Annotated in this window: 29 protein-coding genes; 17 read left to right on the forward strand and 12 right to left on the reverse strand. The window is 54.1% G+C overall.

The window, feature by feature from the left end; translation table 11 throughout:
• Nucleotides 1-5: 5 nt before the first annotated feature.
• The 3 genes from plsX to yceD are packed head-to-tail and all read right to left on the reverse strand — an operon-like array spanning nt 6 to nt 1,757.
• Entirely contained in the window at nt 6-1,040 is a 1,035-nt protein-coding gene (plsX, locus tag AC1RKC_RS04365; protein WP_071827011.1) for a phosphate acyltransferase PlsX, read from the reverse strand.
• An 11-nt stretch (nt 1,041-1,051) separates the two neighbouring features.
• Complete coding sequence (gene rpmF / locus AC1RKC_RS04370; RefSeq protein WP_004943042.1) at nt 1,052-1,219, reverse strand: 50S ribosomal protein L32; 168 nt, start codon at nt 1,217-1,219, stop codon at nt 1,052-1,054.
• Nucleotides 1,220-1,235: 16 nt separating this feature from the next.
• The gene (yceD, locus tag AC1RKC_RS04375) at nt 1,236-1,757 is read right to left on the reverse strand and encodes a 23S rRNA accumulation protein YceD (protein WP_020826334.1); all 522 of its coding nucleotides are present in this window, start codon (nt 1,755-1,757) and stop codon (nt 1,236-1,238) included.
• Nucleotides 1,758-1,898: 141 nt separating this feature from the next.
• Here yceD and AC1RKC_RS04380 point away from each other — a divergent pair, with 141 nt between their 5' ends.
• Entirely contained in the window at nt 1,899-2,480 is a 582-nt protein-coding gene (locus tag AC1RKC_RS04380; RefSeq protein WP_493092017.1) for a Maf family protein, read from the forward strand.
• A gap of 11 nt (nt 2,481-2,491) precedes the next feature.
• On the opposite strand, the gene rluC is transcribed toward AC1RKC_RS04380, so the two are convergent.
• Nucleotides 2,492-3,454 (reverse strand): 23S rRNA pseudouridine(955/2504/2580) synthase RluC, encoded by a 963-nt coding sequence (gene rluC, locus AC1RKC_RS04385; protein WP_020826332.1) that lies wholly within the window; start codon nt 3,452-3,454, stop codon nt 2,492-2,494.
• A gap of 552 nt (nt 3,455-4,006) precedes the next feature.
• Between rluC and rne the strand changes: the two genes are divergently transcribed.
• Nucleotides 4,007-7,429, forward strand: a complete 3,423-nt coding sequence (rne, locus tag AC1RKC_RS04390; protein ID WP_493092016.1) for a ribonuclease E — start codon at nt 4,007-4,009, stop codon at nt 7,427-7,429.
• 60 nt (nt 7,430-7,489) lie between these two features.
• Here the strand turns inward: rne and AC1RKC_RS04395 are convergent, their stop codons facing one another.
• A complete protein-coding gene (locus AC1RKC_RS04395) occupies nt 7,490-7,777 on the reverse strand; it encodes a putative quinol monooxygenase (protein WP_493092015.1) in 288 nt (95 codons plus the stop codon).
• 225 nt (nt 7,778-8,002) lie between these two features.
• Here AC1RKC_RS04395 and pyrC point away from each other — a divergent pair, with 225 nt between their 5' ends.
• The 8 genes from pyrC (at nt 8,003) to AC1RKC_RS04435 (ending at nt 13,582) form a co-directional block, all read left to right on the forward strand.
• A complete protein-coding gene (pyrC, locus tag AC1RKC_RS04400; RefSeq protein ID WP_020826329.1) occupies nt 8,003-9,049 on the forward strand; it encodes a dihydroorotase in 1,047 nt (348 codons plus the stop codon).
• Nucleotides 9,050-9,129: 80 nt separating this feature from the next.
• The gene (dinI, locus tag AC1RKC_RS04405; RefSeq protein ID WP_020826328.1) at nt 9,130-9,369 is read left to right on the forward strand and encodes a DNA damage-inducible protein I; all 240 of its coding nucleotides are present in this window, start codon (nt 9,130-9,132) and stop codon (nt 9,367-9,369) included.
• A 137-nt stretch (nt 9,370-9,506) separates the two neighbouring features.
• On the forward strand, nt 9,507-9,785 hold the full coding sequence (locus tag AC1RKC_RS04410) for a hypothetical protein (protein ID WP_046373917.1): 279 nt from the start codon (nt 9,507-9,509) through the stop codon (nt 9,783-9,785).
• Between the two features lie 199 nt (nt 9,786-9,984).
• On the forward strand, nt 9,985-10,239 hold the full coding sequence (gene bssS / locus AC1RKC_RS04415) for a biofilm formation regulator BssS (RefSeq protein ID WP_493092013.1): 255 nt from the start codon (nt 9,985-9,987) through the stop codon (nt 10,237-10,239).
• 143 nt (nt 10,240-10,382) lie between these two features.
• A complete protein-coding gene (solA, locus tag AC1RKC_RS04420) occupies nt 10,383-11,498 on the forward strand; it encodes an N-methyl-L-tryptophan oxidase (RefSeq protein WP_020826325.1) in 1,116 nt (371 codons plus the stop codon).
• Nucleotides 11,499-11,723: 225 nt separating this feature from the next.
• The gene (locus AC1RKC_RS04425; protein WP_020826324.1) at nt 11,724-12,350 is read left to right on the forward strand and encodes a LuxR C-terminal-related transcriptional regulator; all 627 of its coding nucleotides are present in this window, start codon (nt 11,724-11,726) and stop codon (nt 12,348-12,350) included.
• Nucleotides 12,351-12,483: 133 nt separating this feature from the next.
• A complete protein-coding gene (locus AC1RKC_RS04430; protein WP_012006315.1) occupies nt 12,484-12,600 on the forward strand; it encodes a DUF2770 family protein in 117 nt (38 codons plus the stop codon).
• Nucleotides 12,575-13,582: a zinc-dependent alcohol dehydrogenase family protein gene (locus AC1RKC_RS04435; RefSeq protein ID WP_493092012.1), complete on the forward strand. Its 1,008-nt coding sequence runs from the start codon at nt 12,575-12,577 to the stop codon at nt 13,580-13,582. The genes AC1RKC_RS04430 and AC1RKC_RS04435 overlap by 26 nt, the downstream gene beginning before the upstream one ends.
• On the opposite strand, the gene AC1RKC_RS04440 is transcribed toward AC1RKC_RS04435, so the two are convergent.
• Nucleotides 13,569-14,621 (reverse strand): AI-2E family transporter, encoded by a 1,053-nt coding sequence (locus AC1RKC_RS04440; protein WP_020826322.1) that lies wholly within the window; start codon nt 14,619-14,621, stop codon nt 13,569-13,571. The genes AC1RKC_RS04435 and AC1RKC_RS04440 overlap by 14 nt on opposite strands.
• 426 nt (nt 14,622-15,047) lie before the next feature.
• Here AC1RKC_RS04440 and AC1RKC_RS04445 point away from each other — a divergent pair, with 426 nt between their 5' ends.
• Nucleotides 15,048-15,602 (forward strand): cytochrome b, encoded by a 555-nt coding sequence (locus AC1RKC_RS04445; protein ID WP_261286328.1) that lies wholly within the window; start codon nt 15,048-15,050, stop codon nt 15,600-15,602.
• A 23-nt stretch (nt 15,603-15,625) separates the two neighbouring features.
• Nucleotides 15,626-16,204 carry a YceI family protein gene (locus AC1RKC_RS04450; protein ID WP_020826320.1) on the forward strand — a complete coding sequence of 193 codons (579 nt, stop codon included), beginning with the start codon at nt 15,626-15,628 and terminating at the stop codon, nt 16,202-16,204.
• A 38-nt stretch (nt 16,205-16,242) separates the two neighbouring features.
• On the opposite strand, the gene trhO is transcribed toward AC1RKC_RS04450, so the two are convergent.
• Nucleotides 16,243-17,313: an oxygen-dependent tRNA uridine(34) hydroxylase TrhO gene (gene trhO / locus AC1RKC_RS04455; RefSeq protein ID WP_261449695.1), complete on the reverse strand. Its 1,071-nt coding sequence runs from the start codon at nt 17,311-17,313 to the stop codon at nt 16,243-16,245.
• Between the two features lie 207 nt (nt 17,314-17,520).
• Here trhO and AC1RKC_RS04460 point away from each other — a divergent pair, with 207 nt between their 5' ends.
• Nucleotides 17,521-18,618, forward strand: a complete 1,098-nt coding sequence (locus AC1RKC_RS04460) for an NADH:flavin oxidoreductase/NADH oxidase (protein ID WP_261449693.1) — start codon at nt 17,521-17,523, stop codon at nt 18,616-18,618.
• An 18-nt stretch (nt 18,619-18,636) separates the two neighbouring features.
• On the opposite strand, the gene AC1RKC_RS04465 is transcribed toward AC1RKC_RS04460, so the two are convergent.
• On the reverse strand, nt 18,637-18,798 hold the full coding sequence (locus AC1RKC_RS04465; RefSeq protein WP_041414433.1) for a hypothetical protein: 162 nt from the start codon (nt 18,796-18,798) through the stop codon (nt 18,637-18,639).
• A 274-nt stretch (nt 18,799-19,072) separates the two neighbouring features.
• Here AC1RKC_RS04465 and AC1RKC_RS04470 point away from each other — a divergent pair, with 274 nt between their 5' ends.
• From AC1RKC_RS04470 to AC1RKC_RS04485, 4 genes are all read left to right on the forward strand, one after another.
• Complete coding sequence (locus AC1RKC_RS04470; RefSeq protein ID WP_020826316.1) at nt 19,073-19,993, forward strand: Kdo(2)-lipid IV(A) acyltransferase; 921 nt, start codon at nt 19,073-19,075, stop codon at nt 19,991-19,993.
• 104 nt (nt 19,994-20,097) lie between these two features.
• Nucleotides 20,098-20,382, forward strand: a complete 285-nt coding sequence (locus AC1RKC_RS04475; RefSeq protein WP_020826315.1) for a YciI family protein — start codon at nt 20,098-20,100, stop codon at nt 20,380-20,382.
• A gap of 199 nt (nt 20,383-20,581) precedes the next feature.
• Complete coding sequence (mdtG, locus tag AC1RKC_RS04480; RefSeq protein ID WP_261286326.1) at nt 20,582-21,820, forward strand: multidrug efflux MFS transporter MdtG; 1,239 nt, start codon at nt 20,582-20,584, stop codon at nt 21,818-21,820.
• A 473-nt stretch (nt 21,821-22,293) separates the two neighbouring features.
• Nucleotides 22,294-23,847 (forward strand): peptide MFS transporter, encoded by a 1,554-nt coding sequence (locus AC1RKC_RS04485; RefSeq protein ID WP_493092010.1) that lies wholly within the window; start codon nt 22,294-22,296, stop codon nt 23,845-23,847.
• Nucleotides 23,848-23,896: 49 nt separating this feature from the next.
• On the opposite strand, the gene AC1RKC_RS04490 is transcribed toward AC1RKC_RS04485, so the two are convergent.
• From AC1RKC_RS04490 to AC1RKC_RS04505, 4 genes are read right to left on the reverse strand one after another with little or no spacing between them, the layout of a single operon-like run.
• A complete protein-coding gene (locus AC1RKC_RS04490) occupies nt 23,897-24,295 on the reverse strand; it encodes a VOC family protein (protein WP_046373922.1) in 399 nt (132 codons plus the stop codon).
• Nucleotides 24,295-24,714 (reverse strand): YeeE/YedE family protein, encoded by a 420-nt coding sequence (locus tag AC1RKC_RS04495; protein WP_020826311.1) that lies wholly within the window; start codon nt 24,712-24,714, stop codon nt 24,295-24,297. Before AC1RKC_RS04495 ends, AC1RKC_RS04490 begins: the two co-directional genes overlap by 1 nt.
• A gap of 4 nt (nt 24,715-24,718) precedes the next feature.
• On the reverse strand, nt 24,719-25,153 hold the full coding sequence (locus tag AC1RKC_RS04500) for a YeeE/YedE family protein (protein WP_046373923.1): 435 nt from the start codon (nt 25,151-25,153) through the stop codon (nt 24,719-24,721).
• On the reverse strand, nt 25,150-25,461 hold the full coding sequence (locus AC1RKC_RS04505; protein ID WP_187962694.1) for an ArsR/SmtB family transcription factor: 312 nt from the start codon (nt 25,459-25,461) through the stop codon (nt 25,150-25,152). Before AC1RKC_RS04505 ends, AC1RKC_RS04500 begins: the two co-directional genes overlap by 4 nt.
• Between the last annotated feature and the right edge of the window lie 69 nt (nt 25,462-25,530).

Raw genomic sequence — 25,530 nt, forward strand, 5'->3', positions numbered from 1 at the left:
TACGATCAGTCACTCTTAGGTAATACAGCTTCAAGGCGCGCAGCAATCCTGTCAGGGACTTGCCGCTGCACCGCCTGCACAGCCTGTTCGATTGCAACTGCAAACGCGTGCGGGTTCGCAGCGCCGTGGCTCTTGATTACGGTGCTGCGCAATCCTAACAGACATGCGCCATTATACTGGTCGGGGTTCAGGTGGCCGAACCGCTTTACCACCCGTTTTTGCAACCAACGGCCCAACAATTTTAACCACCACGCCTGCTTGCCACCGTCTCCGGATGATTTCAGCAGCGATAAAAATACTCTTACCACCCCTTCCATGGTTTTCAGGGTGACGTTACCCACAAAGCCGTCGCAGACCATCACATCGGTTTTCCCGGTGAGAAGATCGTTGCCTTCCAGGTAACCAATATAGTTGATTGCCGGAGTATTTTTTAGCACGGCGGCCGCTTCGCGGATATTATCCAGGCCTTTGGTTTCTTCTTCACCAATATTCAGCAGCGCCACGCGTGGTTGCGCAATCCCCACCACCTCTTCGGCCATCACCGCGCCCATCACCGCAAACTGCACCAGCATGGTGCTGTCGCATTCGACGTTGGCGCCCAGATCCAGCACCACGGTTTTACCGCCCAGCTGATTCGGGATCACCGTCATCAGCGCCGGACGTTCAATACCGTCCAACGGCTTAATCAGCATCTTCGCCAACCCCATCAGCGCACCGGTATTACCCGCGCTGACACAGCCCTGTGCATCACCGTTTTTGGTCAGTTCCAGCGCAATGCGCATGGAAGTGCCACGGCTGGCACGAATCGCTTGTGAGGGTTTGGCGTCGCCGGCAATCACAGATTCAGCGGGCACGACTTGCAAACGTTCCAGAAGAACCGGATCGGCTTTGGCAAGTAAAGGAGAGAGGGTGTCGGGATTGCCGACCAGCAGAAGATGAAGCTGTAAATTAGAGGCCAGTGCCTGCAATGAAGCAGGCACTGTGACGCAGGGACCGAAGTCCCCGCCCATTGCATCTAACGCCAGGGTTAGACGAGTCAAGGTACCGCTACTTAGCCGATAACCTTGCGACCGCGGTAGAAACCGTCGGCAGTGATGTGGTGACGACGATGAGTTTCACCAGAAGTCGCATCAACAGACAAAGTGGTGGTGGTCAGAGCATCGTGTGAACGACGCATGCCACGTTTGGAACGGGTTGGTTTATTTTGTTGTACGGCCATGGACCTTACTCCTTAATTACTTACGCTTTAAACTGGCTAATACGGCAAATGGGTTTGGTTTCTCCGCCTCTGGAGGCAGTTTGCCAAAGACCATGTCCGCTTCGGACACTTCACAGTGTTCAGATTCATGTACCGGGACGACAGGCAGTGAAAGAATAATTTCGTCTTCAATCATTGCCAGCAGATCAACTTCGCCAAACTCATCGACTTCGATCGGCTCGTACGCCCCCGGTAATGCCTCAGCCTGCTCATCATTGACGACCGGGCTAAAACAATATGTTGTGTGAACATGGTGTTCGAACGGGACTCCGCAGCGTTGGCACATCAGCATTACCTGGACGTCCGCATGCCCTGTTATCACCGCGAGGCGCTGGTTATCAATATCGAAAGATAACGAGACCTCAACATCACTGTCCACACTGACCACAGAGGCAGCAACACGTGTAACCTGCTCAGGCGCATAGGAACCAACATAGTCCAGGCGTTTCTGAGCGGTACGTACCGCATCAATGGTCAAGGGTAATTTTACCTTTTGCATAGGGCGCGCATATTAACTTTGTAACGACTTAGAGTCAAAGAAAAAGGCCGTAAAACGGCACCTTTCACCAATATTCGCTTCCTCAGCGGCGGACAGTTTAAAATGACCTCTCCATTTACGCTATGGTTTACGAAAAAAATTATGCAGAGACTACTCCTCGCCTCCACCTCGACCTACCGCAAGATGCTGTTGGAAAAACTGCATTTGCCTTTTACCTGTGACGCGCCGCAGGTCGATGAAACCCCACTGGCCGGGGAAACTGCCGAAGCGCTGGTCTTACGGCTGGCGACGGCGAAAGCCCAAGCATTGGCCATCGCCTATCCTGACCATTTGATTATCGGTTCCGACCAGGTCTGCGTGATCGACGGTAAAATAACCGGGAAACCGCATACCGAAGAGAACGCCTGCGCCCAATTGCGCCAGGCCAGCGGCCAAAGGGTGACGTTTTATACCGGTCTGGCGCTGTACAACAGCCGCAGCCATCACCTGCAGGCGCTTTGCGAGCCCTTCCATGTGTATTTCCGTGCGCTGAGCGACGCAGAAATCAGCGCTTATGTGCGCCTTGAACAGCCGCTCAACTGTGCGGGCAGTTTTAAAAGTGAAGGCCTGGGTATTGCGTTGTTCGATAAACTGGAGGGGCGAGATCCGAATGGGTTGATCGGTCTGCCGCTGATAGCCCTGCTGGAGATGCTGCGGGCTGAAGGTATCAACCCGCTGATATAAAATACTTTTACTTACTGGCCTTTGGCCTGCTTGCGCAATACCTGCAGGCAGTGGCGCAACTCCTGGTCCATCGGCGCTTCGATACGCATGGTTTCGCCAGTGCCCGGATGTTCGAACCGCAGTGCCGCGGCATGCAAGAACAGGCGTTTGAGCCCGGTACCGGCCAACTGGCGATCGAATTCGCGATCGCCATAGCGGTCATCGAAGGCTATCGGGTGCCCTGCGTGCAAGGTGTGAACGCGGATCTGGTGGGTGCGCCCGGTAATCGGGCTCGCCTTGACCAGTGTGGCATGCTCAAAACGTTCCTCTACCTTGAAGCGGGTTTCCGACGGTTTGCCTTCGCTATTGACGCGCACGATACGTTCGCCGCTTTGCAGAATGTTTTTCAGCAACGGTGCCTGTACGGCTTTACAATGCGACTGCCATTGGCCGCGCACCAGCGCCAGATAATCCTTCTGCATGCCTTTCAGCCGCAATTGCTCATGCAGCGAACGCAGTGCAGAACGTTTTTTCGCCACCAGCAACACGCCGGAAGTATCGCGATCCAGCCGGTGCACCAGCTCCAGGAAACGGGCTTCCGGGCGCAACGCGCGCAGGCCCTCAATCACGCCAAAGCTCAGGCCGCTGCCACCGTGCACCGCGGTGCCCGAAGGCTTGTTCAGCAGCAGCAAATGATCGTCTTCATACAAAATGCAATCGGCCAGTGCCGCCACTTTGTCCAGCTTGGCGGAAACCGGCGCATCTTCACGTTCGGCAACGCGGACCGGCGGTACTCGCACCACGTCACCAGCCGCCAGCTTGTATTCAGCCTTGATGCGTCCTTTATTAACCCGTACCTCGCCTTTGCGTACGATGCGGTAAATCATGCTCTTCGGCACGCCTTTCAGGCGAGCAAGCAGAAAGTTGTCGATTCGCTGACCGGCTTCGTCGTCAGAAATCGTGATTAATTGTACTGCAGGAATGTTCGTTTTCATGGAGCGGGATTCTAAATAGAGCGCGTAAATAGCGCCACTTCTTTTTCTGTGCTTAACTGTCTCTCTGACTGCAGGAGAAACCCTGACGGACAATAAGGCAGCAAGCCGGTTTGAACGTTTGCGATTTCTTCCGCAGTTAAGGAAAAGTCACCTTGCTATAACAGTATCAGCAGTGGAATAATGCGTTTACTTTCCACGTTGATTCTCGTTAAACAGGGAAAACGGTGGAATTATAAAATTTGTCTGATGGCGCAAAAACGCAGCAATGGCGTAAGACGTAATGTGAAATCAAACAATTAGCGGGCTGCGGGTTGCAGCTTGGCCGGCAAATGGAATCAGATCTGTCGACGTAAATCAGAGGCTATTCCCCTAGTAAAAGTGCTGTTTTTCACAAAGAAATACAGGCTTACCGAGATAATGCACCCCTATGCAGGCGACAACCGTGAGGTTGACGGCTTTGCGAGAAGACACGGGGTTTTCGGTTTTAATCCGGCCATGAGGTTATTTTGCCCGCAGCTTTGTCGATAATGTAAAAATAACGAGTAAGTTAAGATGAAAAGAATGTTGATTAACGCAACTCAGCAGGAAGAGTTGCGTGTTGCCCTCGTAGATGGACAGCGGCTGTATGATTTGGATATTGAAAGTCCGGGTCATGAACAGAAAAAAGCGAATATTTACAAAGGCAAAATCACTCGTATAGAACCAAGTCTTGAAGCAGCGTTCGTAGATTACGGCGCCGAACGACATGGTTTCCTCCCTCTTAAAGAAATCGCTCGCGAATACTTCCCAAGTAACTACTCCTCCCATGGTCGCCCGAACATCAAAGATGTGCTGCGCGAAGGCCAGGAAGTGATCGTTCAGGTTGATAAAGAAGAACGTGGCAACAAAGGCGCCGCCTTGACCACCTTCATCAGCCTGGCCGGCAGTTATTTGGTTCTGATGCCGAACAACCCACGTGCCGGTGGTATTTCACGCCGCATCGAAGGTGATGACCGCACTGAATTGAAAGAAGCGCTTTCTTCTCTGCAACTCCCGGATGGCATGGGCCTGATTGTTCGTACCGCAGGCGTTGGCAAATCGGCCGATGCATTGCAGTGGGATCTCTCTTTCCGCCTGAAGCACTGGGAAGCGATTAAAAAAGCCGCTGAAGGCCGCGCTGCGCCCTTCCTGATCCATCAGGAAAGCAACGTCATCGTACGTGCATTCCGCGACTATCTGCGCCCGGACATCGGCGAAATCCTGATTGACAATCCAAAAGTTCTCGATCTGGCCAAAGAGCACATCGCTGCCCTGGGCCGTCCGGATTTCAGCAGCAAAATCAAACTGTACAGCGGTGAAATCCCTCTGTTCAGCCACTACCAAATCGAATCTCAAATCGAATCCGCTTTCCAGCGTGAAGTTCGACTGCCTTCCGGCGGTTCGATCGTTATTGACTCTACCGAAGCGCTGACCGCTATCGACATCAACTCCGCGCGTGCAACCCGCGGCGGCGATATCGAAGAAACTGCGTTCAACACCAACCTGGAAGCGGCAGACGAGATCGCTCGCCAGTTGCGCCTGCGTGACCTCGGCGGTCTGATCGTTATCGACTTTATCGATATGACCCCGGTTCGCCACCAGCGTGAAGTTGAAAACCGCCTGCGCGATGCCGTGCGTCAAGACCGTGCGCGTATCCAAATCGGCCGCATTTCCCGTTTCGGTCTGCTTGAGATGTCGCGTCAGCGCCTCAGCCCGTCACTGGGTGAATCCAGCCATCACGTTTGCCCGCGCTGTAACGGCACCGGCACCATCCGTGATAACGAATCTCTGGCGCTTTCCATTCTTCGTTTGATCGAAGAAGAAGCGCTGAAAGAAAACACCAAAGAAGTTCACGCTATCGTGCCAGTTCAGGTGGCTTCTTACCTGCTGAACGAAAAACGTGAATCGGTGAGCGCGATCGAGAAACGTCAGGGTGGCGTGAAAGCGATCATCGTGCCGAACGATCAGATGCAAACCCCACACTACTCTGTGCTGCGCGTACGTAAGGGTGAAGAAACACCAACCCTGAGCTACCTGTTGCCGAAACTGCACGAAGAAGAGATGGCTCAGCCGGTGGAAGATGCGCCGATGGAGCGCAAACGCCCGGAACAGCCAGCTCTGGCCTCGTTCTCTCTGGCCGCCGATGCACCACCACCGGCTGAAGAAGTCGTTGCTACTCAGGCCGCCGCTGCGGCAACAGCAACCAAACAAGCTGCACCAGCCGCTGCCAAACCTGGCCTGTTGGGCCGTCTGTTTGGTGGTCTGAAAGCACTGTTTGCCGGTGAAGAACAGCCGGTTGTCGAAGCCAAACCTGTGGTTGAAGCACCTAAGACCGAAAGCAACGGTGAAAACCGCCGCCAGGATCGTCGTGGTCAACGTCGTCAGGGTACCGGTCGTAAAGACCGTGGTGAGCGCGGTGAACGTAGCGATCGTCCAGAACGTGGTGAACGCAAAGAGCGCGGTGAAGGCCGTGATAACCGCGATCGTGATAATCGTGAGCCGCGTGAAAATCGCGAACCGCGCGATAACCGCGAAGGCCGTGAAACACGTGAAGTGCGTGACGAGCAGCGCCGCAACCGTCGCAATGCGCAGCAAACCACTGCCACGGTTACCGATGAGCCGCAGTCTGAAGAAGCCGCCAAGGCACAGCGCGAAGAGCAGCAACAGCGCCGTGAGCAGCGCGCCGAACGCCAACGCCGTCGTCAGGAAGAAAAGCGTCAGGCTCAGCAAGAAGTGGCCGCACTGGAAAGCACAGAAGCTGCCACAGCCAACACCGCCAGCGATGAAGATCACGAAGAACGTCAGATGCAGAACATGCAGCGTCGTCAACGTCGTCCTCTGTCGCAGAAGGTTCGTGTGCTGTCCGCGGAAGAAGAGCTGCATCGCGCAGCGGAAGAGCTGCTGGCACCTAAAACGCCGGTAGCGAAAGCTCAGGACGCGAAACCTGCTCAGGCCGAAGACAGCGTTAAACTGCTGCCGGAAACCGTTGAAACGCAGGCCGAAGACGATGCACAGGGTGACAACCGCGCTAATGGCGAAAACGGCATGCCACGCCGCTCACGTCGTTCACCGCGCCACCTGCGCGTTAGCGGTCAGCGTCGTCGTCGTTACCGTGACGAGCGTTACCCAACTCAGTCGCCAATGCCACTGGCGGGGGCTTTTGCCTCACCAGAAATGGCGTCAGGCAAGGTCTGGGTGAGTTACCCTGTCACACAAGCTGCGCAAGTGGTTGATGAAGCTGAAGTTCAGGCTGAAGCTAGCCAAATCGCTGCCGACAACGTCATGGCACCAGAAGCCGTCAGCGTGGCCGCTCCGGTGGTTGCCGCGGTCGCAGAGCAGGAAATCGCCCCGGTTAACCAGCAGGAAGCTGTGGCAGATACGGTTGAAACAGTTGTTGAAGAAGCCCAACCGGTTGTTGAAACCGCCGAGCCAATCATCGCTGCTCAGGCTGAAGACACTCCGGTAGCAGCTGAAACACCAGCAGTTGAAGAAACTGCAGTGGTTGAAGCAGCCGTTGTGGCCGAAGAAACCCCAGCCGTTGAGGCTGCACCAGCGGTTGAAACTGCTCCTGAGGTTGAAGAAACCCCAGTGGCAGAATCAACACCGGTATTGGTGGTGGAAGAAACGGCAACCGTGGCACAAGCCGTCACCGAGCCTGCTGCACCTGTCGTTGAAACTGCCCCGGTTCAGGAAACTGTAGCTCCGGCCGTTGTTGAAAAACCAGCGCCGGCAGTGCAACAGCAACCCGCACCGGTACAGGCTGGTACGCTGTACAAGCATATCGCTACGGCGCCAATGACTAAGGCCCCTGCTCCGGACTATGTGCCTGAGCAGCAGCAACACAGCGATTGGCAGCGTCCTTCCTTCGCCTTCGAGGGTAAAGGCTCAGCCGGTGGCCATGCGGCGGTAAATCAAGCTACCGCACCGGCAACCAAACCGCAGCCGGTTAACGAATAAGGTAATCTGCTTCGATAAAAAAACCCGCCTGATGGCGGGTTTTTTATTGCCGAAATAAACTCAGGCAATTTTTTTCAATTGTTTGATATCCAGCAAATCCAGCTTGCCGTCAATGCTGGCAACAAACCGCTTAAAATGCTCGGTGGCGTTGTGTTTATCCAGCGCCTCCGCGCTTGCCCAACGCTCAAAGAACACGAAGGTGCCTGGCTTTTCGAGATCGCGGTGCAGGTCATATTGCAGGTTGCCCAACTCCTGACGGCTTGGATCGATAATCTCATGCACCGCATCGCTGACGGCCGAAACAAACTCGGGTTTAGCCTGCAGGGTGGCAATAACTCGCACTTCCATTTTATTCTCCCATTCCAATGTGATTAATGTTGATAACCCGAGAGTTTTGACTCGGGGATCATTAGAATCCTTGTCACTATGCACCCGATAACCAATTGATTTCAACTTGCCGTGAACAAACAGATGCATCGCAGGCACTTTCCGCTTATCCTTATGCCCCGGCGTGAATAAGCCCCATTATTCGCTTTTACTTAGACCCGAATCTAACCGCCGGAGCCTTGTAACATGACCGCACAGCCTCAAGCCCTGAAAATCCGCCGCCCTGACGACTGGCATATCCATTTGCGTGACGACGATATGCTGAAAACGGTTTTGCCCTATACCAGTCAGGTATTTGGCCGGGCGATTGTGATGCCCAACCTGGCTCCGCCAATTACTACCGTAGAAGCAGCCCGAGCGTATCGCGATCGCATTCTGGCAGCCGTCCCCCAGGGGCACAACTTTACCCCGCTGATGACCTGCTACCTGACCAATTCACTGGCCGCGGCAGAACTGGTTAATGGGTTTGAGCAAGGCGTTTTCACTGCGGCTAAGCTCTACCCTGCCAATGCCACGACCAACTCCAGCCATGGCGTCAGCGATGTGAAGGCCATCTACCCGCTGTTTGAGCAAATGCAAAAAATCGGCATGCCGCTGCTGATTCACGGTGAAGTGACCGATGCCGCCGTCGATATTTTCGATCGCGAGGCTCGCTTTATTGACCAGGTTATGGAGCCGATTCGCCGCCAGTTCCCAGAGTTGAAAATAGTCTTCGAGCACATCACTACTAAAGAAGCGGCGCAGTACGTGCAAGAAGGCAATCGATTCCTTGGCGCGACTATCACCCCGCAGCATCTGATGTTTAACCGTAACCACATGCTGGTGGGTGGCATTCGTCCGCACCTGTTCTGCCTGCCGATCCTCAAGCGTAATATTCACCAGGATGCGCTGCGCAAAGCCGTTGCCAGCGGTTCGGATCGTTTCTTCCTCGGTACCGACTCCGCCCCTCATGCCAAACACCGTAAGGAATCGAGCTGCGGTTGTGCAGGCGTATTCAACGCGCCTAACGCTATTCCGGCCTATGCCAGCGTGTTCGAAGAACTGGGCGCATTAGAGCACCTGGAAGCTTTCTGTTCCCTGAACGGGCCAAGCTTCTATGGTCTGCCGGTCAATGCCGACTTCATCGAACTACAGCGCGTGCCAACCACTCAAGCAGAAGAGATCGCCATGGGCAGCGAAACGGTGGTGCCCTTCCTGGCCGGAGAGACGCTGAAGTGGTCAGTGAAAGCATAATCTTCTTTTTTTAACGTAGCCTATTGCCCCCACGCGCGGTTAACTGTATAAATATCCAGTAAATCGCTTCGGGGGCAATTATGCGTGTTGAAGTCACTATAGATAAAACCAAACCGCTACCGGCAGGCGCCATTGAAGCGCTGACCGGCGAGCTGGGCAAACGGGTAAACCGCCAATTTCCAGATGCCGTGGTTCAGGTGCGTTATGCCGGTTCCAACGGGCTCTCAGTACTGGGCGGCCTGAAAACAGATAAAGACCTGATCGAGGAAATTCTCCAGGAAACCTGGGAAAGTGCCGACGATTGGTTTAGCGCAGAATAATACTGCAAGGTAGTTTTTTGCCGGGGGTCGCTCTCCGGCTTTTTTGTATTTGAAGCCCGGCAACGCGCGGTTAAATTTCTGCTGGAAGAAAAGCCTTATCTGGTCTGTACTGAATGCTTTAACAGGAGATCTTTGACATGGCCCCGGACAAGGTTAAAACCGAAGAAACGATGACCTTTGGCGAACTGCTGGCGCTGATTGCCGATCAAAAACGCCGGCTGAGCGTACTTGAAGTGGCATTTTCCTACCTGGCCTTTGGTTTGGATGACAAAGCCAATCAACTATTGATTCACAGCCTGAAGCTGGAGTCGCAGAATCAAAATCGTGATGCGGAAACGCAGAATCACTTTGCCCATCTGGCCGCAGAACTGGAAAAACGGTTACATGCCGCCCCGCCCCCTCCTGCTATTGAATGACGGCGACGTCCCCATGCTGTATGTATTCTCAAGGCGTGCTGCAGAATAATCACTCAAATAAATATTTATTTTACAAAATAAGCAGGGAAAAGCTCCACCCGCGAAACCAGATGCGTATACTGTAAAGGCTCACATGATGATGGGCCGCATTGATCCTCGTTAGTCACTCACGGTAGTTACTACTCAATAAGGGGTCTTTATGGACAGAAATGATGAAGTAATTCAGACGCACCCGCTTGTTGGTTGGGATATCAGTACTGTCGACGTTTATGACGCCATGATGATACGCCTTCATTACCTGTCTTCAGTAGACCAGACGCCCGAAGACGCCCAAGTAGACAGAACGCTTTGGCTCACCACAGATGTCGCACGTCAATTAATCAATATCTTAGAAGCCGGCATCGCCAAGATTGAAGCAACGGATTACCAGGACCTTGATCGTAGAAAACACTAATTCACCGCACCAAAAAACCTAAGGCGCCAGCGATTTTCTCTGGCGCCTTTTTCTTTGCCGACAGGCAGTGCAACGGGTGCATTGCGGCGCTCAACCTTTTATCATAACGAAATAAGAAACGTATAACAGAGAGGTTACGGCACGTGGAATATGACTTAATTGTTGTGGGCAGCGGTTCGGTAGGTGCGGCGGCAGGCTACTATGCGACTCGAGCCGGCTTGAAAGTGTTAATGATAGACAGCGCCATGCCTCCACACCGTAACGGCAGCCACCACGGTGACACCCGCATCATCCGCCATGCCTATGGCGAAGGCGAAAAATATGTCCCGCTCATTCTCCGCGCCCAGGCCTTATGGAATGCGTTGATAAAACAAACCGGCGAAGAACTGTTTCAGGACTGCGGCGTACTGAATATGGGTCCAGAGCCGTCTGAATTCATCCACAATGCGCAAAACAGCGCGAAGAAATTCCGCCTTAACACACAATTTCTGAGCGCAGAACAGATTAACCAACGCTGGCCGGAATTCAATGCACCGGAAGGTTACGTCGGCGTGTTTGAACCTGATGCCGGGTTCCTGCGTTCTGAAAAGGCGGTTGCCAGCCTGATCAAGCTTGCCAAAGAAGCCGGTTGCAGCCAGCTGTTCAATTGTCCGGTCACGGGGGTGCAACCTGTCGAGGGCGGTGTCGAAGTGGTCACCTCCGAAGGTCGCTTTCAGGGCCGTAAGGCCGTGGTCACCACCGGTACCTGGGTCAAGGCTTTGCTGCCGCAATTGCCGATTTCGCCGCTGCGCAAAGTATTTTCCTGGCATCAGGCCGACGGCCGCTACAGCATAAACAACCGTTTCCCGGCGTTCACCGTCGAAGCGCAAGACGGCAGCCATTATTACGGCTTCCCTGCCGATAACGACGGGCTGAAAATCGGCAAGCACGATGGCGGGCAACCGATGGAAACGCCGGATCAGCGCAAGCCCTTTGGCAGTTTCACCAGTGACGGAACCGAGGTTTTCCACTTCCTTCGTCAATTCTTGCCGGGTGTAGGGGTATGTTTACACGGTGAAGCATGCAGCTATGATATGAGTCCGGATGAAGATTTCATTATTGATACCCTGCCGGACTGCGATCGCTTGATGGTTATCAGCGGCCTGAGCGGCCACGGCTTCAAATTTGCCAGCGTGCTAGGCGAGATTGCCGCCCTGTTTGCTGAGGACAAAACCTTACCGATAGATATCTCTGCCTTTACGCTCAAACGCTTTAAATAACCCTCCTCTTTTGACATAACCGCCCCCATCAACACGTTCGGAGGCGGTTATGCCCCGCAGTTACACACTGAATTTAGCGTATCAATTTGAAATATATTGGGAATAATATTTCAACGGAAATTTCTGGCGCAAGTATCCGGATTTCCGAATTGATCCCCCGTGGTGTAAGTTCTATTTTACAGCTGATATGCCCCTGGTAATTTCTCGCTCAACAAGGACGTCACCATGAAACTGCTTGTCGTGGACGAATGCTGCTTCACCCGGGTCGGTATCGATAACTATTTTACGGACAATGTTTTCAGCCAGGTAAAATGTTGCCACAGCCTGGAACAAGCAACTCCGCTGCTGGATCACTACCGCCCAAGCCATATCCTGGTCAACCTTACCAAACACTGTCGTTACAGTGAGGATGATGCTCAATTGCAGGCTTTTATCGAGGCCACCCCATCCGCGCTGTTGTTTATTTATCTGGACACGCCGTACCCATACAGCGAAACACCGATGCGCATCGCTGATCACGCTTTCCTGTTCAACAAAGCCACATTACCCGTCACCCTTCGCATGATGCGGGAAAAGCCGGTCTCACTGATGGATTGCAGCGTGGAACACTCTCTGTTCAGCCCGCAGGAGCTGACGGTGATGAAACACTGGATGGCGGAAATGCCCAATTACCGCATCGCAAAAAAGCTGCAAATCAGCTCGCACACCGTTTATGTGCACAAACGCCACATCACAGAGAAAATCAACGCCCGTAATCGGCTCGAATTCTATTCGCTGTATAACGTGCTGCGTTATTTTTATCCGCCGAGCGTTCCCGTCAGCGCTATGTCACCTTCGTTGATGGCGGTATAACCGAAGCCTGCTGCAAAGCAGGCTGTTTTCACACGAAGATTCCCCCCGATACCCGACTTTGCCTTCTCGGCAGTATTAACGCTGGCTGCAAAAATACTATAATCAGCCCGTCCTTATCTTTTGGCTGCTGAGAATGCTAAACAAAATACTGTCGGCGATCGTCAACAACGTCCGCGAACATCTGGTGCTGTATATCTGCCTGTGGCTGGTGCTGTTGGCGCTGGATGTCTATTTCTTCTTTATGCCTTAACCCCATGCCGCAGACTTTTCCCCGTTTGCGCTTTAGCCGATTCGGTTCACCGGAACAGGTGATTGCCCTTGAAGATGCCGTCATTCCTGCACTGCAGCCCAATCAACTGCTACTGCAGATGCGCTACGCACCGATAAATCCATCGGATTTGATTCCCATCTATGGTCAGTATGCACACCGTACTCTCCTGCCTCAGGTTCCTGGCTACGAAGGGGTTGGGGTCGCGGTTGATCCTCGCGGTCAACCTACCGACAGACGCGCGCTCACCGTCATGGGCAATGGCAGTTGGCAAAGCTTTGTCACGACCGATAGCGCCAAAGCCATTTGGGTACCGGACGACATCGACGACGCCACTGCGGCACAAATCTACATTAATCCACTGACCTGCTGGGTATTACTGACACAATGGTTGCAGCTAAACGCGGGGGACATCCTGATGATTAACGGCGGCGGTTCGGCGATCAGCCTGCTGTTTTGCCAGTTGGCGGTTTTGCGCGGTATCAGATTGGTGGTTGTAGTGCGTAATCCCACCCATCGCCAGGCGCTGCTGAATGCCGGTGCCTGGCGAGTTTTAGACGGTCACTTATTGCAGCAATATCGTTTGCAACAGCTCACAGGCCATGCGGCGCGGGCCGCGATCGACTGCGTCGGCGGTGAAGATGGCTTGCATCTGGCACTTTCGGTCAGCGTGACCGGCGATTTTGTCGCCCTGGGGTTGCTCGGCAACCGGCAGGTGGACTGGCAGTATATTTCTCGCCAACTCCGGCTTCGCACTTCCCTGTTTCACCTGCGCAAATGGAACGCACAGGCAACGGTAGTTCAGTGGCAGGCGGCATTCCAACAGCTGTTCAATCTGGTGAGACGCGGCCAATTGGTGTTGCAAAGTCCGGCGGCTATTTATCCGTTGCGGCATTATAAACTGGCACTGCAACACGCCGCCGACAGCAAAACCCAGGGGAAAGTCTTCTTTACTCCGGAGTAACCGGTTTGCCTGGCTGACCATCGCCGAGAATAACCGCCAATTTATGTCCCCCTTCGGTGGTCTCCAGGGCAATGCGGGTAATAATGGTCAGCGGCACCGACAGTAACATCCCTACCGGCCCCATCAGCCAGCCCCAGAAGATCAACGACAGGAAAACCACCAGCGTCGATAACCCAAGTCCTCGCCCCATGACGCGCGGCTCCAGCATATTGCCAATCACCAGATTGATCGCGATAAAACCTGCGGCTACCACCAGCGCATCACCAAAGCCGTTAAACAGCAGCGCCTGGATCAGTGGCGGAACCGCGGCGATCACCGAGCCGATGTTGGGAATATAATTCAGCAAAAACGCCAGCAGCCCCCAAATAAAGGCAAAGCGCACATCGACCGCAGCCAAAAATCCCCAGACGATGACGCCGGTTGCCAGACTGATCGCCGTTTTGATCACCAGATAACGCGTGACCCCGTCTAACGCACGCCGAATATTGGCGATGCCTTCGCTAGGTTTATCCAGCGCCTGCTGCAGTTTGTAAGGCAACAGCTGCACTTCAAACAGCATAAATACCACGGTCATCAGCAGCAGGAAAATATTGGTCATGGCCCCCGAGAAACGGCTTAACAGGCGGGTGATCAAATTCATCGCCGAGCTGGGGTCAACATACTGCAGCATCGCTTCGGGGGATATGGTGATATTGAGGCGATCGGCGTAATGCTGCAGCTCACTCAGTTTTTCCATCATCATGCCGCGGTACTGGGGGAGCGAACGGGCAAATTCGTTCAGCGATGCGCCCAATATGCCGATGAACAACATCAACGCCACCACGACCAGCACCACCAGTAAAGTCACACCGAGCACGCGCGGTATACGCCAGCGTTCTAGCTGCGTTACCAGCGGATTCAGTACCATAGCGAGAAACACCGCCAGTAAGAATGGCACCACGATATCCGCAGCCGCTTTGACGCCGGCGAGAATAATGACCAACATTGCCAGCAAGATAGCCAGGCGCAGGCTGCGATCGGTCAACAGGGTTCGACCCATGACATTTCCTTTGTGTTAATGGTGTGACCCTGCGGGCCATCCGATGTGTCTTATGTTAGCAAACTCTGTTGTCCTGCCGCAGAGGTATTGCTGTATGAATAAACGTCCCGCTTTTGCAGTACATTGACTGGAAATAATCGACAAACTTGACTAGCGATTTATTCGCCAGAACAACTCATGCTATTTACGTAAAATGACAAAAGCTGACAATAATAAATAAAACCATTATTTTTCAATCAATAACAATCCAACAATACACAATCACAATTATTACCTTCAACGATTTCACTGATTAACCTGACGCTATCTCAGCCAAATTCACTGATTAATATTTTAAAGAAGTAACATAGTTAAATTTATTATTGATTTTATGTTTCTTAAAGTTTAATTATTGCAGCCAGAAAATGTTGAAAGTAGGGAAACACCATGCTTTGGAAAAATACCGCCAACCGCTTTGGTCATATTTCAGTGTTGATCCACTGGTTGGTTGCGCTGACGGTGTACGGCATGTTCGCCCTGGGCCTATGGATGGTCACGTTGGGCTATTACGATGTCTGGTACCACCAGGCACCGGAAATTCATAAAAGTATCGGCACGCTGCTGTTCATCGTGATGGTGGTCCGGGTGATCTGGCGTTTTGTTTCGCCGCCGCCCAAACCGCTGGCCAGCTACGGTCGTTTTACGCGCATCAGTGCGATTCTGGCCCATCTGGCGCTGTATGTGGTGCTGTTCAGTATCCTGATTAGCGGCTACCTGATTTCGACCGCCGACGGTCAACCAATCAGCGTATTCGGCTGGTTCGATATCCCTGCGACCGCCACAGGCATGGCGGAGCAGGCCGATACCGCCGGTACCATTCATCTTTACCTGGCTTGGGCCGTCGTGGTGCTGTCAGTACTGCACGCTCTGGCTGCGCTTAAACATCACTTCGTTGATCGTGATGTTACTTTGAAACGGATGCTGGGTAGCAGCGCCGATTAACCTTTGGACTTATGGAGATTGCTATGTTGAAGAAAACCGTACTGGGCTTGACCGCAGGTGCCCTGCTGCTGAGCGCCGGTTCCGCACTGGCTGCCGACTACAAAATTGACAAACAGGGCCAGCACGCCTTTATCGAATTCCGCATCCAGCACCTGGGCTACAGCTGGTTGTACGGCACCTTTAAAGACTTTGACGGCGGCTTCACCTTCGACGAAAAAGATCCGTCCAAGGACAAGGTTAGCGTCACCATCAACACCGCCAGCGTCGACACCAACCACGCTGAGCGTGACAAGCACCTGCGCAGCGCAGAATTCCTGAATGTGGAGAAAAACAAGCAGGCCAAGTTTGAATCTACCGAAGTGAAAAAGAACGGTGAAGGTTATGCGGTTGTCGGTAACCTGACGCTGAACGGCGTGACCAAACCGGTAACGCTGGACGCTAAACTGATCGGTCAAGGCAATGACCCTTGGGGCGGCTACCGTGCCGGCTTCGAAGCCAACGGTAAAATCAAGCTTAAAGACTTCGGCATCACTACCGATCTCGGCCCGGCGTCTCAGGACGTAGAGCTGATTATTTCCGTGGAAGGCGTTCGCGCGAAGTAATGCAAAAGCGCGGCAAAACTGCCGCGCTTCTTTCAGGCTCAGTTGGCTGAGCCTTTATCTTCTTCCGGTGCCGGAATATGCATCGTGGTCTGCAATAACCCTTTCGACTTATTGAAAATCTTGATGCCATTCTCACGGCCAGCTCGGCGCGCACGCTGCTCTTCACGCGGCAGCTTCAGCTCTTCGCGGCAGATCTCGCTGCAGCAACCTTCAAACTTGGCGGCACAGCTCGGGCACTGAATAAACAGCAGGTGACAGCCGTCATTCTTGCAGTTGGTATGGGTATCGCAGGGTGCACCACACTGGTGGCAGTTAGCGATCACATCGTCAGAAATCCGTTCGCCCATGCGCTCGTCAAACACAAAGTTTTTGCCGACGAACTTCAGCGGCAGCCCCTGCTCTTTCGCCTTGCGCGCGTACTCGATAATGCCGCCTTCCACGTGATAGACGTTTTTGAAGCCGTTATGCAGCATATACGCACTGGCTTTTTCACAGCGAATACCGCCGGTGCAATACATGACAATATTTTTGTCTTTATTGTCCTGCAACATCTCGACCGCCATCGGCAACTGGTCGCGGAAAGTATCTGAAGGTACTTCGATGGCGTTCTCGAAGTGGCCGACTTCATATTCGTAGTGGTTACGCATATCGACAAACAGCGTATCCGGATCGTCAATCATCTGGTTTACGCGATCGGCCTGTAAATACTCACCGACATTCGCTGGGTTGAAGCTTTCATCATCGATGCCATCGGCGACGATGCGATCGCGCACCTTCAGGCGCAGCACCCAGAAGGATTTGCCGTCGTCTTCCAGTGCGATATTCAGACGCACCTTATCCAACGCCGGATGCGAGGCAAACAACGCGGCTTTAAACGCCTCGAACTTGTTCTGCGGTACGCTGATTTGCGCGTTGATGCCCTCTTTCGCCACATAAATGCGGCCAAACACCTTCAGCTTGTCGAACTGAACGTAGAGGCTGTCGCGAAACGCTTTGGGATCGTCGATGGTGAAGTATTTATAAAAAGAAACTGTGGTGCGCGGCTCGGTTTCCGCCAGCATGCGCGCCTTCAGTTCCTCGTTAGAAATTCGGTTATGTAACACTGGCATGGTGTACTTTCCTGTCTTTCGGAGGTGACTGATTTTGATGCGCGCCGGCCGCCGGCCCACGCGCGGCGCACATAATACCCGAAAATGTAGCTCAAAACAGCATTAACGCACCGGTGATAACAAAGGCTGGAAGCTTGACGTCGCTCACAAATCTCGATAAGCCTTAAGGGAGCTTATCCCATTTTTACCACGGACCTGGAGGACGTCATGAGTCAGCTATTTACCCCGATTACGCTGGGGAAACTGAGTTTGCCCAACCGTATAGTTATCGCACCGATGTGCCAATACTCCGCCGATAACGGCAAGGCCACCGAATGGCACACGATGCATCTCGGTCATCTGGCATTGTCCGGCGCAGGCCTGTTGATTGTCGAGGCCACATCGGTCGCCCCCGAAGGACGCATCACCCCCAACGATCTCGGCCTGTGGGACGACGCGACGGAACAGGCGCTTGCAGAAGTGGTACAAGCGGTAAGAAAACACGCCACCTTGCCGCTGGGCATTCAGCTCGGCCACGCCGGGCGCAAAGCCTCCTGTGCAGTTCCCTGGGCCGGTGGGGGCCAACTGAACAGGACAGACGGCGGCTGGCAGACGCTGTCCGCCTCGGATATCCCCTTCGCCCAGCATGATGCCTCTCCGGCAGCAATGAGCCTGGAACAAATTGAACAATTGAAAGCGCAGTTCGTTACTGCGGCGAAGCGCGCCGATCGGCTAGGTTTTGAACTGATTGAACTGCATGGCGCACACGGTTATCTGTTACACCAGTTCCTGTCACCGCTGTCTAACCAACGTAACGACCAGTACGGCGGTTCATTGCAAAACCGCATGCGTCTGCTGCTGGAGATTTACAATGAAGTGCGCGCCGTATTCCCGGCACAAAAAGCGCTTGGCGTGCGTATTTCCGCTAGCGACTGGGTCGAGGGCGGCTGGGATGAACAGCAGTCGGTAGCCTTGGCAAAAGCGCTGAAGGAGCTGGGTTGCGACTACATCCATGTTTCCAGCGGTGGCCTTTCGCCACTGCAGAAAATCCCGGTGGGGCCGAATTACCAGGTGCCGTTCGCCGAGACCATCAAGCGGGAAAGCGGGCTGCCGACCATTGCCGTGGGATTAATCACCGAGCCGGAACAGGCGGAAGCGATTGTCGCCACCGGGCAGGCGGATATGGTGGCGCTGGCGCGCGGTATCCTTTACAACCCACGTTGGCCATGGCACGCCGCCGCCAAATTGGGCGAGAAGGTCAGCGCGCCACCGCAATATTGGCGGTCTGAACCGCACGTATTGAAAGGGTTGTTCAAAAACGACTGATGATTCTGGGGTGGATGCTCAGCCTCTGCCCCGGCATTCGGTAAAACCGGAAATCACGATACCTGCCAGCAATGCGACACCTGCCACCAGCAGTAACGGATTAAACTGCAGGTGTGCGCCAACGCTGCCCAACAGTGCTCCTGAGACTAATAAACCCGCACTTAACCATGAAGCCAACATACATCCCCCTAAAAATTTGGGCAAAATTATACGCCGCCCACGTCTGCCAACTTTATCCTTTTGAGCGCATCAGCCCAATTAATCGCCAAATCATGTCCATTCATCACTAAAAATTATGTTTTAATGCGGTGTTTTTTCACGTCGCGCGATAAAAGTGCCACAATACTCGGTTATAAACGGCAGAAAATGGATAGACGGCCAAATCTCTTCTGGATGTCAGCCATACTATCACTCTGTTATTATCATTAAATGACTGCTTCTAAGCTGAGAACACATGACTCAAGTTCCCTCTTTTAATCGCTCTTTACTGCATCCACGTTACTGGCTTACCTGGTTCGGCATCGGTTTGCTCTACTTATTGGTCTTGCTGCCTTACCCGATTATTTATCGTCTGGGCACCTGGCTGGGCCGTTTTTCCATGCGCTTTCTCAAGCGCCGTGTGGCCATTGCACAACGTAACCTGGTGTTATGCTTCCCGGATATGCCGCAAGCCGAGCGCGATGCGCTGGTCGTGCAGAACTTTGAATCCGTCGGCATGGGGCTATTTGAAACCGGCATGGCGTGGTTTTGGCCGAACTGGCGTATCGAGCGTTGGTTCAAGGTCAGCGGGCTGGAGCATATTCAAAAAGCACGCGACAACCATCAGGGTGTTTTGTTGATCGGTCTGCACTTTCTGACGCTGGAACTGGGCGCCCGCATCTTTGGCATTCACAATCCGGGCATCGGCGTTTATCGGCCGCACGACAACAAGCTGATGGACTGGCTGCAAACCTGGGGCCGCATGCGCTCCAACAAATCCATGCTGGACCGCAAAGACGTGAAAGGCATGATCCGGGCCCTGAAACAGGGTGATATTATCTGGTACGCTCCGGACCACGACTACGGCCCGCGCAGCAGCGTGTTCGCCCCGTTGTTCGCCGTTGAAAAAGCCGCCACCACCACCGGCAGCTACGTGCTGGTACGAATGGGCAAACCGGCCATTATTCCCTTTACCCCACGCCGCTTGCCGGACGCTAAAGGGTATGAGCTGATTATGCAGCCGGCGGTGGAAAACTTCCCGCTGGATAATGAGCTCGAGGCCGCTGCGTTTATGAATAAAGTGGTCGAAAAAGAGATCCTGATGGCACCGGATCAATACATGTGGCTACACCGTCGCTTCAAGACCCGCCCAGAAGGCGAGCCTTCACTCTACTGACTTCTGACCCGCCGTTTGGCGGGTTAGTTTTTTATGCCGCAGACCTTGAGAAACGACGGCAACGGTGGGATGGTAAAGCCTTCGTCGTTCATCCTGGAGCCGTTATGTACATCGTTAGCCTGACCTACCATCGCCCGATAGAAGAAGTCGATAGCCACCTCGAGGGGCACATTGCCTGGTTGAAAAAATACTTCCAGGACGGCACCTTTATCGCCTCCGGTCGCAAAAACCCGCGCACCGGCGGTGTGATCCTGGTGAAAGGGATAGATCGTTCACAGTTGGATACCATCGTGGCGCAAGATCCCTTCAATGCCGTGGCTCACTATGAGATAACCGACGTAGCCCTCTCGACAACCTCCAGCGGTTTTGAACTGCTCGCCGGGCTTTAAGTAAGCTTTTTTCCGCGCGCACAGCGCGGAATACTGTCTATATTCAATTTTTAAAACTTTATTTCATTTTCAGAATATCCCCTGCCACATCGATTGATGCCGCCTATAATTAAGCGCATACTTACCAGGCTAACTTTTTTGCTTTGCCCCATTGCCTGTGCACACGCGCAAAGCGCTCCTCCTTTTGCAGCAGGAATTTATGGCTTCGGCACCAGACCCCATCAACTGGAAACGCAACCTTTTCGTCACCTGGCTGGGGTGCTTCCTGACTGGTGCCGCGTTCAGCCTGATCATGCCCTTCCTGCCACTCTATGTAGAAACCCTCGGTGTTACCGGTCACGAAGCCTTGAACATGTGGTCCGGTCTGGTATTCAGCATCACCTTCCTGTTTTCAGCAATTGCTTCCCCATTCTGGGGCGGTCTGGCCGACCGCCGCGGGCGTAAGTTGATGCTGCTGCGATCGGCGCTGGGTATGTCGATTGTGATGCTTTTAATGGGTATGGCGCAGAATATCTGGCAGTTCTTGGCGTTGCGCGCGGTGTTGGGCCTGCTCGGCGGTTTTATTCCCAACGCCAACGCGCTGATTGCCACCCAGGTACCGCGCAATCGCAGCGGCTGGGCGCTGGGCACCCTGTCCACCGGCGGCGTCAGCGGGGCATTGATTGGCCCGTTGATCGGCGGTTTACTGGCCGACCAGTACGGCCTGCGACCGGTGTTCTACATCACCGCCGGCGTGCTGTTGGCCTGCTTTGTTTTAACGCTGCTGTACGTTAAAGAACAATTCACCCCGGTACAGAAGAAAGACATGCTGCATGCTCGCCAGGTTTTCGCAGCGCTGAAAAGTCCCAAACTGATCCTTAGCCTGTTTGTGACCACCATGATTATTCAGATTGCCACAGGATCCATTGCGCCGATTCTGACGCTGTACGTGCGCGATTTGGCCGGCAATATCCATAACCTGGCCTTTGTCAGCGGCCTGATCGCTTCTGTCCCCGGCGTCGCCGCGCTGATGAGCGCACCGCGGTTAGGCAAGCTGGGCGACCGGATAGGTCCGGAGCGCATTCTGGTGTTTATGCTAATCGTATCGGTGCTGTTGCTGATCCCCATGGCCTTTGTGCAAACCCCATGGCAGCTCGGCGTGTTGCGCTTCCTGCTTGGTGCCGCCGATGGCGCACTGCTGCCGGCCGTGCAAACACTGTTGATTTATAACTGCACCAATCAGGTGGCCGGCCGGATATTTAGCTATAACCAGTCATTCCGGGATATAGGCAACGTCAGCGGCCCGCTGATGGGCGCAGCGGTTTCTGCCAGTTACGGCTTCCGGGCGGTGTTCTGCGTGACCGCAATGGTGGTGCTGTTCAATGCAATTTATTCCTGGTGGTGTTTGCAACGACGCCCGACGCGAATGAGAGAAGACACTCTGCAGGAAGAACAATAGCCGTATTTATCACCAGCTCTGCGCTCAAACAGAGCCGAGTCCCTGTTTACCTTACTTTTAGTATTGATACCCTCTGCGCCTCTTCACCCTATTCCCATAAGAATAATCTCAATGTAATTACATGTTTTTAAACAGATAATTAACTTTTAGCGCAATAAACCAGCTGTCAATAACAATCCCGCCTTAACCAACATAAAAACCAGGAAAGGAGATGTTTGTCGACTTTTCATCTAAAAAATGGGATACAGGGACTAGACAAAACCATCATCCAGTTATCAAATGGTTAAATAATATCACGCCAGTTGTAAATCATTGGCCAAGTGAAAAAAGGCTAACGCGCTTTCCACGGTTCACAGGCGCTGCAGCTACGGTTTTGTCGGGTAATCCGCATTGGGCGGATCACCTTCCTTAAATACACATACATACCACAGTATAAGCTGCATCATTGCAGCGCATTTTATTGGGAAGACGTTATGCAATCCTCTGTTAATAAACAAGAAAGCCGGACCTTCTTCGGCCATCCTTATCCGCTCGGATCCCTGTTCTTTACCGAAATGTGGGAGCGGTTCTCGTTTTACGGCATTCGCCCATTACTGATCCTGTTCATGGCCGCCACCGTTTACGACGGCGGTATGGGGTTGGCACGTGAAAACGCCTCGGCGATTGTCGGCATTTTCGCCGGCAGCATGTACCTGGCTGCCCTGCCGGGCGGCTGGTTGGCGGATAACTGGCTTGGCCAGCAAAAAGCGGTGTGGTACGGCTCGATTCTGATCGCGCTGGGCCACCTGTCGATCGCGCTGTCTGCCGTCATGGGCAATAACCTGTTCTTCATCGGCCTGATGTTTATCGTGCTGGGGTCTGGCCTGTTCAAGACCTGTATCTCGGTGATGGTCGGCACGCTGTATAAGAAAGGCGACAACCGCCGCGACGGTGGCTTCTCGCTGTTTTATATGGGTATCAACATGGGCTCGTTCATCGCCCCGCTGATCTCCGGTTGGTTGATCCGTTCCCACGGCTGGCATTGGGGCTTCGGCATCGGCGGGATCGGTATGTTGGTGGCACTGGTGATCTTCCGCGTCTTTGCGGTACCGGCGATGAAACGCTATGACAGCGAAGTCGGCCTGGACTCCACCTGGAACAGCCCGGTCGCCAAGAAAAACGGCGTCGGTCGCTGGCTGCTGGCGTTAGCCGTCGGCGTGGCGGTGGTTATCACCCTGATTGCCCAAGGCATCATCGTGATTAACCCGGTAGCGGTAGCCAGCATGCTGGTTTACGTGATTGCCGCCTCGGTGACCCTGTACTTTATTTATCTGTTCGTGTTTGCCGGCCTGAGCCGCAAAGAGCGTGCCCGCCTGCTGGTCTGCTTTATCCTGCTGGTGTCAGCCGCCTTCTTCTGGTCCGCATTCGAACAGAAACCGACCTCGTTCAACCTGTTCGCTAACGACTACACCAACCGTGTGATCGGCGATTTCGAGATCCCGGCAGTGTGGTTCCAGTCAATCAACGCCCTGTTTATTATCCTGCTGGCACCGGTATTTAGCTGGGCATGGCCTGCGCTGGCACGTAACAAGGTACGCCTGAGCAGCATCACCAAGTTCGTTATCGGTATTCTGTTCGCCGCAGCAGGCTTTGGCCTGATGATGCTGGCCGCGCAGAACGTGCTGAGCAACGGCGGTGCCGGTGTGTCGCCGATGTGGCTGGTGGGCAGTATCCTGATGCTGACGCTGGGCGAACTCTGCCTTAGCCCAATCGGGTTGGCGACCATGACCCTGCTGGCACCAGAAAGAATGCGCGGCCAGATGATGGGGCTGTGGTTCTGTGCCAGCGCGCTGGGTAACCTGGCTGCCGGCCTGATCGGTGGCCATGTTAAGGCCGACCAACTGGAAATGCTGCCTAACCTGTTCGCACGCTGCTCGATTGCGCTGCTGATTTGTGCCGCGGTATTGACCCTGTTGATCGTCCCTATCCGTCGCATGATGGAAAATACTCAGGGTAAAAGCGCGCAGAAACCGGCGACCAACGCCTGATAGCCTTTTCGCTTGACCCTTTCAGCCAGCGCCCGGTGCGCTGGCTTTTTTATTGCCCCCACACCTGCTGTTGCAACACTACCCGGTAACCGTCCGGATCTTCAAACGTCTGCCCATGGGCATCCCAGTAGGGATTGTAGGCCGCAACGCGCCGAAAACCGGCGGTCAGCATGCGTTTGCATCCTGTAACCCACTCCTGTTCATCCGGCAGATAAAACACCAGCAGATGATCCTGCGTCGGCGCCTGCCCCACCGCCACTCCCCGATGATGAGTAAACTCAAGGTGATAACCCCGTTGCGGGTGCCCGACCATTACGCCATCAAAACCCTGATGATCGCGGAACTCACCCAGCCGTTCGAAGCCCAAGCCCTGGCAGTACAGGGTCGCAATCTCCTGTAACCTGTCGGTCGGGCGCGCAATGCGCAACACCGCGTTAGCTATCGGCATTATTTTCTCCAAAACAGAATAACTTCATACAACGCCATTCCTGCCAGCATTGCCGCAACGAACTGCCAGCCGGCTGACGAGCCCGCTCCGGCCAGCACCCAGGCCGGGCCGGGACAGATACCCGCCATTCCCCACCCGATGCCAAACAGCGCGCTGCCTGCCAATAAGCGGCGGTCGATGCGGCGGGAAGATGGGAGTTGTACTGTTTCACCCAACAAGGTACGTGGTCGGCGGCGAACCCAAAAGAACGCCGGTGCCGCCACCGCAATCGCTCCCACCATCACCAGGGCCAGTGACGGATCCCAGTGGCCGGTGACATCGAGAAAAGCCAGCACCTTGGCGGGATTGGCCATTCCGGCGACGATCAGACCAAGGCCAAAGATGGCGCCACTCAGTAAGGCAAACACGGATCGGTACATCACGTTAAACTCCTCCCCACTGGCGTAGGGCCCATACCGTAATAAACCCCAACAGCATAAATACCGCCGTGGCCAGTAATGAACGCGGAGACAATCTCGCCACGCCGCAAACACCGTGACCGCTGGTACAGCCGCCGCCCAGGCGAGTACCTAGCCCGACCAATATCCCGGCGGCGATCAGCCATAAACTGCTGCCGTTAACCGGCATGTCCGGTAAAGGCCTGGCGATACGATACAGCCAGGGCGAAATCAGCAACCCGACAAGAAATGCGGCCCGCCAGCCTTTCTCTTTACCCTGCGGCGTCAGCAGGCCACCGGTAATGCCACTGATGCCGGCGACGCGGCCGTTAAGCAGCAACAACAGCGCCACCGCACTGCCGATTATCCCCCCGCCGACCAGCGCGGACAGCGGGGTAAAATGCAACCAGTCGACGGTCATGGCCTCTCCTCCCGTGCCGGGCAAAAGAGTTGATATAAAGTATTAAGCAGCACCAGCGCCTTCGGATCGCAAACGGCATAGTAGATTTGTTTACCGTCGCGCCGCGTTGATACCAGCCCTTCCTGACGCAATACCCCAAGCTGTTGCGAAAGCGTCGGCTGGCGGATCTCCAGCGCCTGTGACAGTTCCCCCACCGACATCTCGCCCTGGCTGAGTTGGCACAGCAGCAGTAAACGATCTTCATTGCCCAGCGCCCGCAGCAATGCCCCGGCCTGCGTTGCCGCCTGCCGCATACTGTCGATATCCATCTCTCCTCCAAACAATTTACTAAATTATATATTGTTTATTTATAGACTATAACGCCTCGCCGTACCAGA

It is taken from the genome of Serratia sp. GW822-FHT06E05 (assembly GCF_058799445.1).